Source organism: Polaribacter dokdonensis (genome assembly GCF_024362345.1).
GTDB classification, from domain to species: domain Bacteria; phylum Bacteroidota; class Bacteroidia; order Flavobacteriales; family Flavobacteriaceae; genus Polaribacter; species Polaribacter dokdonensis.
The window spans coordinates 1,648,877-1,667,502 of the sequence record NZ_CP101505.1 but is presented as its reverse complement, the minus strand read 5'-3'; the positions used below and the strand labels follow the sequence as shown (position 1 = coordinate 1,667,502).

At 30.7% G+C, this 18,626-nt stretch carries 18 protein-coding genes; 11 read left to right on the top strand and 7 right to left on the bottom strand.

The features are described from left to right. Window positions 1-88 precede the first annotated feature (88 nt). The 10 genes from cyoE to tsaB all read left to right on the top strand — a co-directional run bounded on the left by cyoE (window position 89) and on the right by tsaB (window position 7,338). The gene (gene cyoE / locus LPB302_RS07415) at window positions 89-991 is read left to right on the top strand and encodes a heme o synthase (protein ID WP_053974159.1); all 903 of its coding nucleotides are present in this window, start codon (window positions 89-91) and stop codon (window positions 989-991) included. A gap of 1 nt (window position 992) precedes the next feature. Continuing rightward, a complete protein-coding gene (locus tag LPB302_RS07410; protein ID WP_074613540.1) occupies window positions 993-1,580 on the top strand; it encodes a cytochrome c oxidase subunit 3 in 588 nt (195 codons plus the stop codon). Window positions 1,581-1,632: 52 nt separating this feature from the next. Continuing rightward, on the top strand, window positions 1,633-2,613 hold the full coding sequence (locus tag LPB302_RS07405) for a cytochrome c oxidase subunit 3 (protein ID WP_053974160.1): 981 nt from the start codon (window positions 1,633-1,635) through the stop codon (window positions 2,611-2,613). A gap of 20 nt (window positions 2,614-2,633) precedes the next feature. Next, window positions 2,634-2,975 (top strand): cytochrome C oxidase subunit IV family protein, encoded by a 342-nt coding sequence (locus LPB302_RS07400; protein ID WP_053974161.1) that lies wholly within the window; start codon window positions 2,634-2,636, stop codon window positions 2,973-2,975. An 85-nt stretch (window positions 2,976-3,060) separates the two neighbouring features. Next, on the top strand, window positions 3,061-3,732 hold the full coding sequence (locus LPB302_RS07395; RefSeq protein ID WP_053974162.1) for a hypothetical protein: 672 nt from the start codon (window positions 3,061-3,063) through the stop codon (window positions 3,730-3,732). After that, window positions 3,729-4,373 carry an SCO family protein gene (locus LPB302_RS07390; RefSeq protein WP_053974163.1) on the top strand — a complete coding sequence of 215 codons (645 nt, stop codon included), beginning with the start codon at window positions 3,729-3,731 and terminating at the stop codon, window positions 4,371-4,373. Before LPB302_RS07395 ends, LPB302_RS07390 begins: the two co-directional genes overlap by 4 nt. Next, window positions 4,366-4,905, top strand: coding sequence for a DUF420 domain-containing protein (locus tag LPB302_RS07385; protein WP_053974164.1), 540 nt, complete (start codon window positions 4,366-4,368; stop codon window positions 4,903-4,905). The genes LPB302_RS07390 and LPB302_RS07385 overlap by 8 nt, the downstream gene beginning before the upstream one ends. Beyond that, a complete protein-coding gene (locus tag LPB302_RS07380; RefSeq protein ID WP_053974165.1) occupies window positions 4,898-5,116 on the top strand; it encodes a hypothetical protein in 219 nt (72 codons plus the stop codon). The genes LPB302_RS07385 and LPB302_RS07380 overlap by 8 nt, the downstream gene beginning before the upstream one ends. A 123-nt stretch (window positions 5,117-5,239) precedes the next feature. Then, entirely contained in the window at window positions 5,240-6,571 is a 1,332-nt protein-coding gene (locus LPB302_RS07375; protein ID WP_053974166.1) for a TolC family protein, read from the top strand. An 80-nt stretch (window positions 6,572-6,651) separates the two neighbouring features. Next, window positions 6,652-7,338, top strand: a complete 687-nt coding sequence (tsaB, locus tag LPB302_RS07370) for a tRNA (adenosine(37)-N6)-threonylcarbamoyltransferase complex dimerization subunit type 1 TsaB (RefSeq protein ID WP_053974167.1) — start codon at window positions 6,652-6,654, stop codon at window positions 7,336-7,338. Between the two features lies 1 nt (window position 7,339). On the opposite strand, the gene LPB302_RS07365 is transcribed toward tsaB, so the two are convergent. Together LPB302_RS07365 and LPB302_RS07360 are read right to left on the bottom strand one after the other, a co-directional pair. Next, entirely contained in the window at window positions 7,340-8,149 is an 810-nt protein-coding gene (locus tag LPB302_RS07365) for a mechanosensitive ion channel family protein (RefSeq protein WP_053974168.1), read from the bottom strand. Between the two features lie 59 nt (window positions 8,150-8,208). Then, window positions 8,209-8,565, bottom strand: a complete 357-nt coding sequence (locus LPB302_RS07360; RefSeq protein ID WP_053974169.1) for a DUF1304 domain-containing protein — start codon at window positions 8,563-8,565, stop codon at window positions 8,209-8,211. Window positions 8,566-8,764: 199 nt separating this feature from the next. On the opposite strand from LPB302_RS07360, the gene LPB302_RS07355 reads away from it, so the two are divergent. Beyond that, on the top strand, window positions 8,765-9,118 hold the full coding sequence (locus LPB302_RS07355; protein ID WP_053975321.1) for a toxin-antitoxin system YwqK family antitoxin: 354 nt from the start codon (window positions 8,765-8,767) through the stop codon (window positions 9,116-9,118). A 104-nt stretch (window positions 9,119-9,222) separates the two neighbouring features. Here LPB302_RS07355 and LPB302_RS07350 read toward each other — a convergent pair whose 3' ends face one another. From LPB302_RS07350 to sov, 5 genes are all read right to left on the bottom strand, one after another. Beyond that, complete coding sequence (locus tag LPB302_RS07350; RefSeq protein WP_053974170.1) at window positions 9,223-9,858, bottom strand: MOSC domain-containing protein; 636 nt, start codon at window positions 9,856-9,858, stop codon at window positions 9,223-9,225. 109 nt (window positions 9,859-9,967) lie between these two features. Beyond that, a complete protein-coding gene (locus LPB302_RS07345) occupies window positions 9,968-10,687 on the bottom strand; it encodes an energy transducer TonB (protein WP_053974171.1) in 720 nt (239 codons plus the stop codon). 63 nt (window positions 10,688-10,750) lie between these two features. Then, complete coding sequence (locus LPB302_RS07340) at window positions 10,751-11,128, bottom strand: VanZ family protein (protein WP_053974172.1); 378 nt, start codon at window positions 11,126-11,128, stop codon at window positions 10,751-10,753. Further along, window positions 11,094-11,474, bottom strand: a complete 381-nt coding sequence (gcvH, locus tag LPB302_RS07335; RefSeq protein ID WP_053974173.1) for a glycine cleavage system protein GcvH — start codon at window positions 11,472-11,474, stop codon at window positions 11,094-11,096. Before gcvH ends, LPB302_RS07340 begins: the two co-directional genes overlap by 35 nt. Before the next feature lie 23 nt (window positions 11,475-11,497). Beyond that, complete coding sequence (gene sov / locus LPB302_RS07330) at window positions 11,498-18,625, bottom strand: T9SS outer membrane translocon Sov/SprA (protein ID WP_053974174.1); 7,128 nt, start codon at window positions 18,623-18,625, stop codon at window positions 11,498-11,500. Window position 18,626 lies beyond the last annotated feature (1 nt).

Sequence of the window (18,626 nt, the reverse complement as noted above, 5' to 3'; positions counted from 1 at the left end):
GTTTTTTTATGTCTTTAACTCACAAAACCATCGATTTGTATGGTAAATTCATATTTATCAAATATCTTTGCAAAACATTCGTGGCAATATGAATTCAACTGTAATTTTAGAGACAAAAATAGCAATGGATACGCTTTTATCAGACTTAAAACAACTAACTAAAGTTGGGCTATCTTTAAGTGTAGTTTTTTCGTCTGTTGCAGGGTATTTATTAGCTGTAGATGTTATAAATTATACAACCTTATTACTATTAGCACTAGGAGGATTTTTTATGGTGGGAGCCTCTAATTCATTTAATCAGGTTATTGAGAAAGATACTGATGCATTAATGTTGCGTACTAAGAACAGACCATTACCAACAGGTAGAATGTCTGTAAATTTTGCTATGTTTATTGCTGTTTTATTTACCATTCTAGGTTTGGCAATATTGTATAGTATAAATCCAAAAACAGCTTTATTTGGAGCTATATCTATTTTTTTATATACCTCAGTTTATACACCCTTAAAATCAGTTACACCACTAACTGTTTTTGTAGGTGCAATTCCAGGTGCAATTCCATTTATGCTAGGCTGGGTAGCAGCAACTAATCAGTTTGGTATTGAAGCTGGAATGTTATTTATGATTCAATTTTTTTGGCAATTTCCTCATTTTTGGGCCATAGGTTGGTTACAGTTTGAAGAATATAAAAAGGCAGGTTTTAATATGTTGCCAATGAATACCAAAGATAAAAGTGCTGTAAAACAGATTATTTTTTACACAGTTATTATGATTTTGGTTTCTATAGCACCAGTTTTAAAAGTTTCTGGAGATTTTTACATTTATCCTCTTACAGCAGTTATAGTAGCATTATTAGGTATAATAATGTTGTATTATGGAGTAAAGTTGCATAAATCTGAACAGAATACAGATGCCAGAAAATTAATGCTAGCCAGTGTTTTGTACATTACCATTGTACAAATTATATATGTAGTTGATAAATTTTTACATTAAGATGATAGAAGAACAAGCATTAGAACAAGAGTATAAAGTAGCTCAGCAAAAATCAGCAAAACCTATGTTGTGGGTTGCCATGATTAGTATGGTTATGTTTTTTGCAGGGTTAACCAGTGCTTATGTAATAAGTATGAAACGTGATGATTGGGTAGATTTTGATTTACCACAAGCTTTTTTTATTAGTACAGGCTTAATTGTACTAAGTAGTATAACATTATTTTTGTCACAAAATTTTTTAAAGAAAGATAAAAGACAATTGTCTCTTATACTTTTAGTAGTTACCTTAGCCTTAGGCCTTGGGTTTATTTGGCAACAATATGTAGGTTTTAATCAATTAAAAAGTGTAGGTTTATTTTTTACTGGGCCAGAAAGCACAGTGTCTACTTCTTTTATAATTGGAATAACATTTATGCACATATTACACATATTTGCAGGGGTTGTGGTGCTATTTGTTGTAATTTATAATCATTTTAAATACAAATACAAGCCAAATGATTTGCTAGGGTTCGAATTAGGAGCTATTTTCTGGCATTTTGTAGATTTATTATGGATTTATCTATTTTTCTTTTTCTATTTTATTAGGTGATGAAAATTGATTAATTTTGACGAACATTTAAGATTTTAATTAAATATTATTTATGGAAGCAAATATTGCTATACCTTCAGACGGAAAAAACACTTGGAGTGGTGGTGGAGTAAGACCATTTGGTGCAAGTTATGGTAAAATGATGATGTGGTTCTTCATTGTATCTGATGCACTAACATTCTCAGGATTTTTAGCAGCTTATGGTTTAACGCGTTTTAAATTTATCGATTCTTGGCCAATTGCAGATGAGGTATTTACGCATATCCCTTTTATACATGGAGAATTCCCTATGTATTATGTTGCATTCATGACGTTTGTATTAATATTTTCTTCGGTAACTATGGTATTGGCTGTAGATGCAGGTCATAAAATGCAAAAGAACAAAGTAGCTTGGTATATGTTTGCTACGATTATTGGAGGTTTAATTTTCGTAGGTTCTCAAGCTTGGGAATGGAATACGTTTATTAACGGTTCTTATGGAGCAGTTAAAACTACAGATGGTAAAGTTTTGCAGTTTGTAAAAGATGGACATCAAATTGCTCTTTCTGACTTTGTTGTTGGAGAAAGAACAGATGGTAGAGTAACACATACTAGAAAAAACGGTTTGTGGTTTGAAAGCGGAAAAGATGTTCCTCAATATTCAGTAGCTCAAGTTATGGCTTCGTACGAAGCAAACCCTGCAATTCAAATTAGAAGCGAGCAGATTAACTTAGAAGAAAAACAAAAAGTCATTTTATCTAGAGAAAAAGGATTAGAAGAGTTAGCCAAAGCAAATAGAGTTGTAGAAGGTGCTAACCTTATAGAAAACGAGTATGGTAATACTATATTTGCAGATTTCTTTTTCTTTATTACAGGTTTTCATGGTTTTCACGTATTCTCAGGAATCGTAATAAACATCATCATATTTTTTAATGTAATTCTTGGTACTTATGAAAAGAGAGGGCATTATGAAATGGTAGAAAAAGTAGGATTATATTGGCACTTTGTAGATTTAGTTTGGGTATTCGTATTTACATTCTTCTACTTAGTATAATTAAAAAATAATAGCAACAAATGGCACACGCACACGAATCTAACGTAAAGAAAATATGGATGGTATTTGGATTACTATCTGTAGTTACTATTGTTGAAGTAGCTTTAGGTATTATAAAACCAGATATTTTACACTTAACAAGTTTTTTAGGAACAAGCCCTTTAAACTGGATATTTATTATTCTAACCTTATTTAAAGCCTACTATATTGCATGGTCTTTTATGCACTTAGAAGGAGAAAAAACTTGGTTTAGAAGATCTATAGTTTGGACAGCAATTTTCCTAATCTGTTACTTAGTTACTTTATTACTAATAGAAGGTAATTATTTATACGATACTTTAGCGCCACTTGTACGTTGGTAAAAAATTGAAAAGGTGGTTTTAACCACCTTTTTCTACATTCAATAACTACAACATTAGCTTTAGTTCCATTAAAATTTATCCCTTTATGAAGTTTTTTACTAAAAAAAGAATTGTATTATTTCTGCTTTTTATCTTTCCTTTAATACTGTTTTTAATTTTATCTACAGGTACAAATAACTTTACCAAATTGCCTGTATTAACAAAGAATGTTGTTGATATTTCTGAGATAGATACAAAGGCGCAAACTTCATTTAAAGATCATATTTCAATTGTTTGTTTTTTAGGAAACAACACAGATAATATGAGGCCAGGGATTTTAGCCTTAAATGAAAAAATTTATAAGACTTTTTTAGATTACAAGCAGTTTCAGATTATAGCTATTTATCCTAAAGGAAGTGATGCAGCTGTAGCACGTTTAAAAGAGAAGTTAGCCGATTTTACAGACATGCAGAATTGGATTTTTGTAGAAAGTTCTCAAGGAGAAATAGAGGGTTTCTATGATACTCTAGCTATTAATGAACCATTAGTTGATTTAACAACCAATAATGTATTTTTAGTAGATAGAGAAGGTAATCTTAGAGGACGTACAAATGATGATGATTCTTCTGATGGTAAGTTGTATGGCTATAATATAAATTCGGTTTCTGTTCTGAATAGCAAGCTGAAAGATGATGTTAAAGTATTGTATTACGAATACTATGCAGCGTTTAAAGATAGAAACAAGAATAAGGCTGATAGAAAAGAGGTAGGATTATGAAAAAGAAGTATTCATACGTAGGTATTGCTTTTATTATTTTATTGTTTGGTATTTATGCTATTCCTAAAATCGTAAATCGTTTTGAAGATTCTGATTTAATGAAATTTGGTAAAGTACCCGATTTTGAATTTATCAATCAAGAAGGAGAAACAATTACCAATGCAAATTATAAAGACAAGGTATATGTTGTAGAATTTTTCTTTTCTACTTGTCCAAGTATTTGTCCTATAATGAATCAGAAAATGTTGGTGTTGCAAAATTCTTTTTTTGGAAATCCAGAATTTGGTATTGCATCTATTTCAATCACACCAGAAATAGATACACCAGCAATTTTAAAAGAATATGCTAAAAACAATGGTATAACTCATAAAAATTGGCACTTACTTACAGGTAAACCAGAAGAAGTAGTGTATGATTTATCTACCAAAGGTTTTAAATTGTATGTTGGAAAAGGAGAAGAAGAACATGGAGGTTTTGAACACTCAGGCTTATTTGCTTTAGTAGACAAAGATGGTTACATAAGATCTAGAAAAGATGAACTAGGTAATCCATTAATGTACTATAGTGCTTTGGGTGATAAAGATTTTCCTGATCAAATGAAAGAATTAAAAGAAGACATAAAATTATTACTAAATGAGTAGTCTAGCACAAGAGAAGAAGTACAAAAAAATTATTACTGCATTAACTATTATTATTCCTTTAGCTGTTGCAGCATTATTTGGTATTAACTTAAGAGAATTAGGTTTCGATGTGGAGCCTTTAACTTTTTTACCACCAATTTATGCAACTATTAATGGTTTAACAGCGGTTGTTTTAATAGCTGCAGTTGTAGCTATAAAAAATGGTAACAAAAAGCTGCATGAACAATTAAACACGTTTGCTATACTGTTATCATTAGTGTTTTTGGTAATGTATATTGCTTATCATATGACTTCAGATTCAACCTCTTTTGGAGGAGAAGGTGTTATTGTATACGTATATTACTTCATTTTAATCACACATATTGTACTTTCTGTAATCGTTATTCCATTTGTCTTACTAACCTATATGAAAGCCAAATTGGGTAATTTTGTTGAGCATAAAAAAATAGCAAGAAAGACATTTCCTATTTGGTTATATGTTGCTGTAACTGGTGTTATAGTTTATTTAATGATAGCTCCTTACTATGCTTAAATCTAAAAAGTTACTTATTGTAGTTTTCTTGCTACTATCAAGAATAGGATACTCACAATGTGCTATGTGTAAAGCTGTTGTAGAAAATGGAGATATCTCTATGGCTGAAGGTGTAAATAATGGAATTACCTATTTAATGGTTTTTCCTTACTTATTAATTGGTGTATTATTCTTTACTTTATATAGATATAGAAAGAGAATTAAAAATTAACATTTCAATAAGAGTAAAATCTTGTAACAAATTTTACTTTTAATCGTCTTATTAACAAATTGAAATAAACGCATTTCTTTTTATGGATAAGAATGTGTTAACCAACCAAAAAATATTTAAGTTTTGAGAAATCAACTAATAGTACTTGTAGCTTTATTTACTTCTATTGCTACTTTTTCACAAAAACAATGGACTTTAAGAGAATGTGTAGATGAAGCTTTAGCTAAGAACATCTCTATTCAACAAAATAAATTAAATTTAGCTTCGTCAGAGATTGATGTAGAAATTGCAAAAGGAAACTTCTTACCGAATTTATCTGGTAATACTGGTGGTAATTTAAACTTTGGTACTGGTTTTGATCCTGTATCACAAGATAGGGTAAACACAAGTTTCTTTGGTGGGTCCATCAACTTAAGCTCAGGTATTACTGTTTTTAACGGTTTTAGAAATACCAATGTTTATAAGCAAGCACAATTGGGTGTAGAGTCTAGTAAATTAGATTTAAAGAAAATAGAAAACGATATTTCTTTATTTGTTGTTAATGGCTATTTGAATGTTTTGTTTGCAAAAGAGAATTTAAATGCAGCAAGAGTGCAGTATGAAATTAGCGAAAAACAAATAGAGGCTGCAGAAAGCAGATTTAAATCTGGTGTTATACCAAAAGGAGATTTATTAAATACACAATCTACAGCAGCTTCAAATTTACAAACTGTAATTAGCCAAGAAAATGCTTTAGATCTAGCTTTATTGAACCTAGCTCAACTTTTACAAGTGCCAGCTGAAGGTTTTGATGTTGCTCCTGTAGATGTAGGTACACCATCAGAAAATTTATTTTATAGTAACTCTAATAATGTTTACGAAAAGTCATTAAACAATTTGCCAGAAATTGAAAGAGCAAAATTAGCAATTGATAATGCAGCATTGAGTATCGAAATTTCTAAGGCAGATTTTTTACCTTCAATTACAGCTTCTGCAGGTGTTTCTACCAACTATGGATATAACTTAAACTTACCTCCAGGATTTTCAAATACCGCATTTTTTGATCAATTAAATGATAACCTTGGTTATGGTTTAGGTTTCAATGTGCGTATTCCAATTTTTAATCGTTTTCAAACTAAAAACAGAGTGTCTCAAGCAGAAATCAATAAAAATATTTTTGAGACAAGGTTAGAAAGCGAAAAACTAAACTTAAAACAAACTATAGAGCAATCATTTCTAGACGTTAAAACGGCTTTAAAGAGTTACGAGGCTGCTAAAATTTCTTTAGAAGCGCAAGAAGAGTCTTTTAAGAATGCTCAAGAGCGTTATAACTTTGGAGCTATGACTCAGTTCGATTTTGATCAAGTTAGAAATCGTTTGGTAAATGCGCAAACAACCTTAATTAGCTCTAAATACGATTATGTTTTTAAAACTAAAGTGTTGCAGTTTTATGCAGGTGAGTTAGTTTTAGAGTAATTATAGGATTTTTTTTAATCAATAAACCTCACTTTTTTAGTGGGGTTTTCTTTTATATTTATCTTTGTAAAAAAAAGGATTTGGGGATTATTTTAAATATCGAAACAGCTACCAAGAACTGTTCTGTAAGTATTGCAGATAAAGGGAATATTTTAGCCATTAAAGAATTAAATAATGGCAACTATTCTCATGCAGAAGTGCTGCACCCATTTATTGCAGATATTTTAAGGGAAGCCCAATTATCGTCTAAAGATATAGATGCTGTAGCAGTAAGTAAAGGTCCAGGTTCTTATACTGGCTTAAGAATTGGTGTTTCTGCTGCAAAAGGTTTGTGTTTTGCTTTTGATAAACCTTTAATTTCTATAGACACATTAACTGCACTTGCACATGCTACAACCTCATCAGAGGGTTATATTATACCTATGATAGATGCCAGAAGAATGGAAGTCTATGCTTCTGTTTTTAATGCTAATTATACCCAAGTTAGAGAAATTAAAGCTGAGGTTGTTACTGAATCTTCTTACTTAGATTATTTAAAGAATGGTAATGTAATTTTTTTAGGTGATGGAGCAATGAAGTGTAAAGGGATAATTACTCATGAAAATGCTGTATTTCTATCAGATTACTTTCCTTCATCAAAAGAGATGGCTCGTTTGTCATATGAGAAATACAAAAAAAACGACATCGAAGATGTCGCTTATTTTGAACCTTTTTATTTAAAAGATTTTGTTGTAATACCTGAAAAAAAGAAAAAACCGACGTTTTAGTTTAGTCCTCGCTTTTGTTGATGTTCACTCTATGAGGATAAGGTATGTCTATACCAGCAGCATCAAAAGCTTCTTTTGTTTGTTCAATTAAATCGAACTTTACAGTCCAGTAATCTTTTTTATCTACCCAAACTCGTGTAAAGAAGTTTATAGAGCTATCAGCTAAATCAGCCACATTAACTGCACTTGCTGGTTCTTTTAAAATTAAAGGATGTTTGTTTATAATCTCGAAAATTATCTCTTTTGTTTTTTTAATATCAGAATCATAGCCAACGCCAAAAGTATAATCTACTCTTCTATTATCTTCTGTACTGTAGTTTACAATGTTTCCATTAGATAATTTACCATTAGGTATAATTACTTCTTTATTGTCTGGAGTATTTAATTTTGTAGTAAAGATTTCAATTTCTTTTACAACTCCACTTTCTCCTTGAGCCTCTATAAAATCACCAATTTTTATTGGTTTAAAAATCATTAATAATGCCCCTCCAGCAAAATTACTTAACGAACCTTGTAATGCTAAGCCAAGTGCCAAACCAGCAGCAGCTATAACAGCAGCAAAAGACGTGGTTGCAATACCTAATTGAGAAATTACTGTAATAAATAAAAGAATTTTTAGGGTCCAACCAATTAGGTTTCCTAAGAATTTTTGTAAAGTAACATCAATACCACGTTTGTGTAAAATTTTTCGAGTTGTTTTTACAATAACCTTTATGAGGTATAAACCAATAATTAAAATTAGTAAAGCAGTAATTACTTTTGGGATGTATAGAATTAACAATTCTACAGCAGATTCTACATATTTATCCATGTGTAAAGTTTTTTAGTTGATGTAAAAATAAGATTTCTAAGAAAAGGATGCTATAAAAACTATAAGAATAATAGCGAACCAATAGCTAATAAGGCTGGTATAGTTTGTATGTATAAAATTTTAATTTTTTGTGTAGAATAGGCACCATAAATGCCTGCAACAGCTACACATGTTAAAAAGAAAATAGCAACATCTATTTTTGTAGATAGAATAGACCACAATAATCCAGCAGCTAAAAACCCATTATATAATCCTTGATTGGCAGCCATCACTTTAGTTTCTTGTGCAAAGGTCTTGTCTTTTAATCCAAAAGCTCTCATTCCTCTTTTATTTGTCCACCAAACCATTTCCAGTACAACTATATATATATGGATTAAGATAACTAGAGAAGTCAATAGAATTTGTAAGATATTCATAAAAGGTGTTTAAAGTGAATGCTATTGTTACCAAACGAGTTTCGTTTGTTAATATTCTAAATTACTGATTTTAGGTTAATTAAGTTGCAAAATATGTTAAAATTAATTCTAATGTTAATTTAATGTTACCAAAATGTTTCATAATTGTAATAATATTTATATATTTGTAAAGGAAATGTAAACCTTAAAACACAAGATGATGAAAAAATTTTTAGCAATTATGATATTTGGTCTTACAATGGCTGGATATGCTCAAGAGCAAAAACCGACTTTTAAGGCTGAAGGAGATTTAGTGAAAGCAACTTATTATTACGAAGATGGTTCTATAAAAACTCAAGGATTTTTTAAGAATAAAAAATTAACAGGAGAATGGGTACGTTTTGATAATAAAGGAAACAAAGTGCAATTAGCGTATTACGATAATGGTAAGAAAGTAGGTAAGTGGTTCGTATGGACAGCAGACTCTTTAAAAGAAATTAATTACGAAAGTAATGCAATTGCTTCAGTGAATGTATGGAAGCCAGAATCTAAAGTAGCTGTAAATAACGATTAAGGTATTGTTTATACTATTTTAAGAAAGCTCAATAAAACATTGTTTTATTGAGCTTTTTTTATTTCAATTTTTGACTCCTTTAATAGTCTCTCAGAAATATATGCTTATTGAATATAGTTACTTAACAATATTCTTTTCTTTGGTGGAATAGCTTTACTTTTTGCAGCAATCTTTAGTAAATCCTGATCTTTGTTTTTACTAAAAACCACCTGAAAAAGATTGTAAACAGATAAACTATTTTCAGGGCGTTCTATAAGTATAAATTCATCGTTAACATTCACATTGCCTTCCTCTAAAATACTTAGATAAGTACCTCCATAACCATATTCTATAAATTGTTTTAATATTTTTTGGGTGCCAAATTTATACCCAAATTTATAACAAGGCTCTCTATATTGAGAAACCTGAACAATTGCTTCACCAACCTTGTAAATATCTCCTAAATACACTTTCTTTTCATCAAAATTGGCTACTGTTAAATTTTCACCAAACATTCCCCAAGTCCATTCTAAATTGGGATATAGTGCTTTCCAATATGGGTAGTGATCTGCAGAAAATATATAACAAGCTTTGTAGTAACCTCCATGATTTAAGCGATTGGAAACTTCATCTTTTAGCACATCATTTTTAGTAAGGTAAATTGGTTCGTTTACAGGTTTTTTAAAGATACCAGTAGTTTCTGTTTTTCCATTCCAAATAAACTCAGTTGGCTTACCAATATTTGTTGATATGATTTTCATGTGGTTTAGTTTTGCATACTTAAATTTGATATTACAACTTCAATGTAAAACAAAAAAAACGTTTAGAAAAATTCTAAACGTTTTTATTATATGATGATAGTTATTCTTACTATTCTACAATTAGAGAGAAAGGAATACTATATTTTACACCTACTGGTTTACCTCTTTGTCTTCCTGGCTTCATTTTAGGTAATTTATTCATTACACTAATAACTTCGCTTTCAATTTTTGGGTGAGGTCCTCTTGCTTGAATATTTACAATATTACCTTGTTTATCAATTTTAAATCCAATAAAAACTCTCTTTTTTCCTGGTGATAAACCTAATTCGTTTGGTAATTCTGCATCAAACTTTCTAGAGAAGTGCTTTTGTACCATTTTACTGAAACATGCTTTTAACTCTGCTTTGTTTCCTTTACAACCAGGAAATACAGGTACATCTTCAATAATCATGAAACTTACATCTTCTACAACTTCTTCTGCTTCTTCAATCTCTACAATCTCTTCAACAACAATTGCTTCAGTTTCATCAGTCTCTGTAGATTCTATTACAGTTTCCTCAACTTCTTTTTCATCTTCAACAACTTCAATTTTTTCTGGAGTTGGTGGTGGTGGAGTTTTTGGCTTAACTGGCTCTATTCTTTCTGTAATTGGAACTTCTTCTTCCATTTCAGCATCCATATTTACAACAGCTAAATCACCATAAGTCTTATCATAAGTCTTTTGTTCTATTGCTGCATATGTAACAAATAAAGCTAATACAAGCCCTATCTGCATGAAAATCTTACTAAAATTTTCTAAATTCGATTTTGGATTTTTCTTAATTTGCATTATAAAGAGTTTTTAATAGATTGCTAATTTAAATAAAAAATTGTTTTATTTACAATTCTACTATTAATTAATCTGCTTTTTTTTAAAAATGAGATTAAAAAAGAGTAAAGCCAATAAAACACCAAACGTATTTGCAAAAACATCTAGATAATCTCCTGTTCTGTAATTCGTTAAGGTGCTTTGTAATACTTCAATTATTATGCCAAATACAATACAAGCTATAATTATGGGTATTTTTTTGCTTTTTTGCTTGTAAAAACTAACAAGCCAAGCAAATGCTAAGCTAAAATAAGCTACAGAATGGTATAATTTATCGATATTTTTTACCTCCACATTTGTGCTAGGTAATTTAAATAGGCTAAGTCCTACAATGGCTATTGTAAAAGTTATGGCTATAAAAATAAAATTATCCAGCAATAAGACTTTTATACGCTTCAGCATCTAGCAAGTCTTGAATCTGAGATTCATCAGAAATTTCTAATTTAATCATCCATCCTTTTTCATAAGGATCTGAATTTACCAATTCTGGATCATCTTCTAACTCGTCATTAAATTCAATTACTTCACCTGTTAATGGCATAAATAAATCAGAAACGGTTTTTACGGCTTCTACAGAACCAAAAACTTCACCTTCTTCTACAGTGTCGTCTAAAGTATCTACATCTACGTAAACGATGTCTCCTAATTCACCTTGTGCAAAATCTGTAATTCCTACTGTTGCAATATTGCCTTCAATTTTAATCCACTCGTGATCTTTTGTGTATTTTAAAGTAGCTGGAATATTCATTGTATAATATATTTATTTAAGTTTTAATTTCCTCCTAAATTATAAATGATGTTAATACCACCATTTATGGCTTGTCTTGGGAAAGTGGTAGAAATAGCATATTTAGATGTTTGATGATTGTAATAAAATGATGCTGTTAAACTACTACTTAACCTATAATCTGCAACAAATTTAATAGAAAATAATCGTTGACCACCACTAATTTGGTTATTATCTTCATCTATATATCTAATTTGTGTTAAATTATCTCTTAAAGACACATCTGCTCTTAAATTGATGTCTCCTTTTAAGGTGGTTTTCTTACCAGTAAAACGTGTATTCATTTTAACGTCTTTAAACACATAACCTAAACCAAAGATGTATTCTGTACCTGCAATATCTGTAAGTGTACTATTGTTAAAGTTCATGGTTAATGTTCTGTCTCTTTTTACTTCTCCTCTAAAAGAGAATGAGTTTTTCATTTTCATATCTACCTTAATTAAAGGAGAAAATTCATCTACTAAAGTTGCAGCAGCTACCAATCTTGGAGCCTCGTAATTACCTGCTGCATTTACAGTGGTGAATTTGGTTGCTTCATCATATTGTAAATTATTGGTAAAACTAGATATTGTATATGATGATCTGTAACCATGAGAAATGATAAACGTAGAGAAATTTTTCTTAAACCATTTTAATTTCATTAATCCATTGTAACGTAAAGTCCAGTTTGGTATAGGTATATTTCTAAACAAACCAGTTTTTACACTATTAGGGTCTTTACCTGAATAGGCTGCAATAAATGCTGGTAATAAAACTTGTTGACTGTTTTCTCCAAAACCAGCAGGATCTGCTCCTGGATTTTCATTTGCAAACCTATTAGATACTGTTGTTCTGTAATCTTTCATTCTTTGAAATAGTACATCTCCATTGGTAAATGCTGTAGAAAACATAGAATGACTTGTACTAAAGTTACCAGTTTCGAAAGCATCAATTCCAAAATCGATTGTACCATTTTCTGTACCATCTGCAATTATATCTAATTGTTGAGCTAAGTCTGTTGTTTTAATTTTATTACCTCTAACATCAATATTTAAGTCTTTGATTGGTTTTAGTGTAAATGTATAGTCTAGCTTACTATATTTAGTTCTGCTATATGTTTTATTATAAAATGCACTTTCATCAATTGGTGTGTTTGGATCGTCTACCAAAGCTCTAGGAGATACTAACCAGCCATTAGTTAAAGCTTTATTTCTAATATCTACTTGACTACCAAATGCAAATGAAGTTGGTGCACCACCTAAGAAGCCTATTCCTTCATCATAACCTTGTAAATATTGTCCATTGTTTTCTGAGTAGCTAATTTTAGCTTGTTTTACAGAGGTAAGAATATCCCAAGAAAGTTTTAAAATTTTCTTTCCTGTTGGTAAATTTTTCTTTGGTTGAATACGTGCATTTTTATTCTCTTTAGCTAATTTTCTTTGTTGCTTTGTTAAAAGTAATTTTTCAAAACCTACATTTTTATAAATCTTATCAAAAGAGAATGTGGTATTTAGATTATGTGTATTTGCATTCTGAATTACATTACCAATTTGTTCAGCAATAGTTTCGTCTTGAGATTGTACTTGCCAATCAAAATCTGCTGTATATGCATAATCTGCTTTTATGAATTTTAGAAATGGAAATTTATCTAAAGGCAATTGATAGGTTGCATTTAATTTTTGGTGATATTGATTCGCTCTACCTGTGTTGAAGAAGTTATCAAAAATTTGCAATTCTTCTCCACTACCAAATGCATCATAAATATAATTATTGGTTGCATTAAAATTTAATTGAAGTGACTTAGTTAAATCGAAACCAATGGTGTAATCCCAATCAAATAAAAATCTTCTTTGTATTAATTCTGGTTGAGGAGATAAACCTGGCACCAAATTACGAGACTGTTGCTCATTATAACTTCTATTAATTCTAGAGTTAATAGCTAATACACTTGGTACTGGATTTATGTTAAGATCTTTTATAAATCGCCAATATTTACTTTTAAATTTCTCTGAGTTTTTAAATAGTTCAATTGGCTCGCTATTAAAATTATAATTATAGGCAGCAGAAGCTGTAACGTTCTCATTAATATATTTTTCTATATTATAATCTCTATGAAATTCTTTGTTATGAGCGTAAGAAACTGCAATATTTTCAACATCGTAAAACCTTGGTTTTTTAGTTGAATTTGGGTTTCTATTTTTCTTTACGTTCACAAAGCTAATGCTTGTTCTTTTTGTGTAATCTCTGGAGAATTCACTATTTGGGTTTTGATCTATTGCATCCTCTAATAATACATCTTGGTATTGAGGATCGAATTTAGGGTCTATGAATTTTTCTCCAACACTATAAGTCATCGGAACTTGAATTCCCCAATCTTTAGGCGTAATTACTTTACCTAAATTGATGGTTGTAGAAACATCATACTGTTTAGTTTCATCTAAAGTTCTTTGATTAACTCTATCTTCTACATTACCAAACCCAATGGTTTGCATGCTACCAGAAAGTGAAACGTTAGCTACATCAGCAAAATTAGCATCTGCATTTAAAACTGCAGCCCAACCAGCATCATTATCAAAACCAGCAGCTCTTAATTCATTAAACCAAACTTCTCCTGTTCTATTTACATTACTTGTATTTTTTAAACCAAGAACTATAGTTCTAATTTGGGCTAAAGTTGGGTTACCTTTTACGCTTAAAGTATAAGGAACATTTGCACTTTGGTTTGCAGAAGTATACAAATCATTTATTGGAGCTCCAATAGCATCTCTCTCTAATTTTACCTTACCAAAAGTTTCTAAAAGTGCATCTAAGTTGTTAATTTCTGGCCAAATGTCTAATTGACTATTACCACCTGAACTTACTGTAAGTGGTAATTGAACCTCATAATAGTTGTCATTTAAATCGGTTCCTAAACGAATAACTCCAGCAAAACCATCATCACCTTCTAAATGCATAAACATTTTTAGGTTTTTAAAACGTCTTAAGTCTGCGCTTATGTTCTTGTAGATTGCTCTGGTTTTATTTGGTTCTAAATTGGTTACTTTTAATGTTACAGATTGTTCATTCTGTAATTGAACAGTGGTACTACCTTGCAAACGCTCACGCTCAATTCCTGGAGGTTGAATATAACTACCATTATTTTGTTCTATACTTACTACACCAACTTCAAAACCTTCTAATTCTGCTTGTGTTAATTCTCTATCAGGATCTATAGCTGGGTCTATGGTTCTAGTGTATCTTCTGTAATCTCCACGTACTAAATCTAGTTCTCCAAATCTAATTACTACAGGCATTTTAAAGTTGGTTAAGAACATTCTTACAAAACGAATACTATTAAAATCTGTAATTCCGTTTACAGGTGTTCCATTTCTTACAGGAACTCTAAACTGATACCATTTTGTATCTTGAGTATTCCCATTTTCTAAAGTTACTGTAGTTGTTTTTTCATCAACAATAAAGTTTGTTCCTTTCTGTAAATCATTTCTGTTCATCGAAATTCGATATTCGAAATAACTCTCTACAGTATTCATGGTTTGATCTCTGTTGATGTCTTCTACATCAGGATAGGTTGTTGATGAAGTAGGATATGGTTCTGGAGATTGATTTAACGTTGGTGAATTTCCTTGTGTGTTATTAAAGTCTTTATATCTTCTTAAGATTGATGCATTCAAACCATCTAACTGCGAGCCTCTAAAAAACTGGAAATCATCTGCAGCAGGATCTGTTAATGCTGCAAATTTAGGGTCTACATTTGCTAAATTACGTTCGCCATCATTAGTTAAACCATCAAAACCTAAATCTTGATTTGTTCTGGCTGCATCTTCTTCACTAAAGGCATAAATGATGGATGGGTTTCTAGGTACATCTCCCCAAATTGTTCTGTTAACATTTACACCATCAATCTTAGCTCCATCTTCTGGTAAACCATTTTCGAACATTTTACGATTATCCTTAGTAATGTCTTCAGATATATTTCCAAGATTAATGTATAAATCTCCAACTTGATTCGAAACATCATCAGGATTCACTCCTTGAGGCAAACCTTCTTCTTGCGTAATAGAATAATTTTGATAAGGATCCATTATCCAAAACTGAATGTATTCTACATTGGCTTGATCGAAATTATTGGTATTTAAAGGACGCATTATACCACCCCAATTTGTCTCAGGATTTGGTAAAATTGCTCTATCACCAGTAATTGTAGCATTTGGGTTATAGTTGTAAGAACCTCTTTCTTCTGGAAAATAGGCTAAATCCAAGGTTCTTATTTGTGTATTCTGAGTAATATCAAATTGTTGATTTGGAAATAACTCATTAAAATTAATTTGTCTTGTTTCTGCTCTAGACAGCTCATCTGCATCTATACTTGGAGGTGTTTCTCCAAAACCATAAAAGATTTGATCTATGCTATACCAAGCCAATTTACCTCTTTTGTAGTTGTAAGATAAATCGCTATTACCACCATTAAAACGATCATTAGATTGATTTCTTGGTGTACTAGCTTCATACCAATCTAAAGCTGATAAAAGACTAATTGGTATTTGAGAGGCTTCAAAATCATCGATATAAGAAGTAGCAGCACCAGTTACATCTATTCCACTTGGAGTTCCTGGTAATAAGTAAGCCATATCTGCTCTAATAGACAAATTAGAAGGTACATCTGTGTCTACAAATGGTAACTTATTTGCTAATTTTGTAAAATAAGGCACTTCTGTAGAAAAGTCTACATTTAAACCAAACATAGTGTTGTCTATAGGTTCAGAGCCAAAATTTATTTTTGGTGTTAGTGGTCTTTCCATTACATTTAAAACAGTTGCACCCACTACAAAATTTTCGGAGAATTGGTGTTCTACATCTACTCCCATAAATGTTTTTCTTTGCTGATTAAATACAGCATTATTTTCCGTAGAAACACTAATAGGTGTTCCACTTGCTTGTAATCCTGGATCTATAATCTGCACACGACCTTGCAAATAATCTACCACAAAATCTACACCTTCCACTAATTGTCTTCCTCCTGCTGTAACTGTAACAGAACCTTGAGGTACATTAAATGCACCAATAGGTATACCACCTGCAGTTTCTGATTTAAAGTATCCTTTTAAGAAATATTTGTCTTTTGCTTGAAAGTTATTCTGAATGTTGATTTTAGTATTTAAGTATAACTCTTTGAATAAATATTGAGCATCTAAATTCTCATCTAAACCAATATCATTTGGATCTGAGGTGTCCAAAACTAAATCATTACCAAAAGGTTCTGGTTCAGGAAAAATGATATATCCATTAGGCGAATTTACAGTAATTCCTTCTACGTAATCAAAAAATCCGTCTGCAGTTCTAAACTGACTTTGGTCTAATTGATCTAAATTTAAAACTTGTATTAATGGAGTAGTTGGTATGTTTGGCGTACTTGCATTTTGTAAAATGTTAGAAGCAATACCTGTTTCATCATCTCTATATTGAATTTCGAATCTAAAACCATCTTGTGTTAAAGGATAAGCACCTAAAGCATAAATGTTTTTCATCATCAGCCTCCAAGTTGGAAAGGCCTCAGATTCATTTGTTGTTAGGTTTTGCCTAACTGTTTGTAAAATTTCTGAGCGTAATAATTTTACAGCCAAATTTTGAGGAGCTTGCACACCATCATTCGAAAATTCACCAACTTTAAACGATTTTTTTGTGCTTCCATTAACTGATCCAGCTACTGTATATTCGTAAGCTACAGCTAAAACTTCACCATCATTTAAACGTCTGTTTAAAGAAATATAACCCAATTTCGAATTTAAGATGTATTCGTTTGTAGTCAATTTTCTTGCATTTTCTAAAATAGAGTAGTCAGTACCTTGCTCCATTTGAAAACGACTTTGTAAAGTATTATCTACATTAGAAATATCTCTAATTCCTGCTAAGACTATAGGATCGTAAATATTGTTAGCATCATTTTGAGGCAAGAAAAATACATTACCATTAGTGTTAACACTAACAGGTGTAACAGGTTGCACTGTATTATTATCATCAACTAAATTTTGATAATTAGAGCCAGGATTGTTTAACTCACCAATATCTGCAAGTGCAACAATACTTCTAAAATCTTCTGTAGTTGCATTTCTATTAGTAATCCAAACTTCTATTCTAGTTATGTTTACTTGACTACTAACTAGAGGATATTGTTTTAATGAGTTTGCGTAGTTGTCAATAAAAAATTGAGATAAGAAAAAGTGACGATCATTATCATAATCTGTAGTTCTTAATTCAAATTCTTGTATTGATGCACCTGCTTCTGCAACAACAGTTTTACTTTCTGAATTTTGCTGAGAAAAAACTGCTGTAACACTTGTTTTACCAAATTGTAATTTTGTTTTTACACCAAATAAACTTTGTGCTCCATTGATTAATGAGTTCTTAATAGGCATAGAAACATTACCTGCTTCAATTCCTTGTAAAATATCATCTTCTGTAGGTGTATAATCTACTTTTACTAAGTTTTGAAAATCAAAACTTGCTTGTGTATCATAGTTGGCAGTAAACTCTAAACGTTCACCAACTTTTGCACGAATACTAGCGTTTATTTGCTGATCGAAATCAAATGTAAAACTACTTCTGTTTTCTTCAGAAATTTGTGGATTTTCTGTGTTTTGATAAATAAAACCTAATTTAAGATTTAGGTTTCCTGTTGGCGTAAACTCAATTTTGTTACCTCCAAAAACAGTTTCAAAGAACTTAGAGTTTACATAATAACCTGGTAAAAGATCTTTCTGAGCAGCTTCACTTCCTTTTTTCTTACCATTTGTAGCACTTACTTTGTCTTTAAAGTACTGCAACATATCTCTTTTAAGTCTATATTCTTGGTATTCTCTTTGAGTTAAATAAATTGGAGTTTTGGTATAATAATCGCCAATTTTTTCTAGAATTACATATTTGTTTAGTTCCTTATCAAAGATTACTTCCTTTTTTGCTAAATCATCTAAGAAAAGACCACCTTTTTGTGTGTATTTAAAATCGTACTTTAAATTTAGGGTGTCTTTTTTAACAGCTAAAGAATCTTTATTGCTAGTGGTTTGTGCCTGTAAAGAAAAGCTTACTGTAAAAGTAAATAGGACTAATAAAATTATGTGTTTTAATACCCTAGTCAAT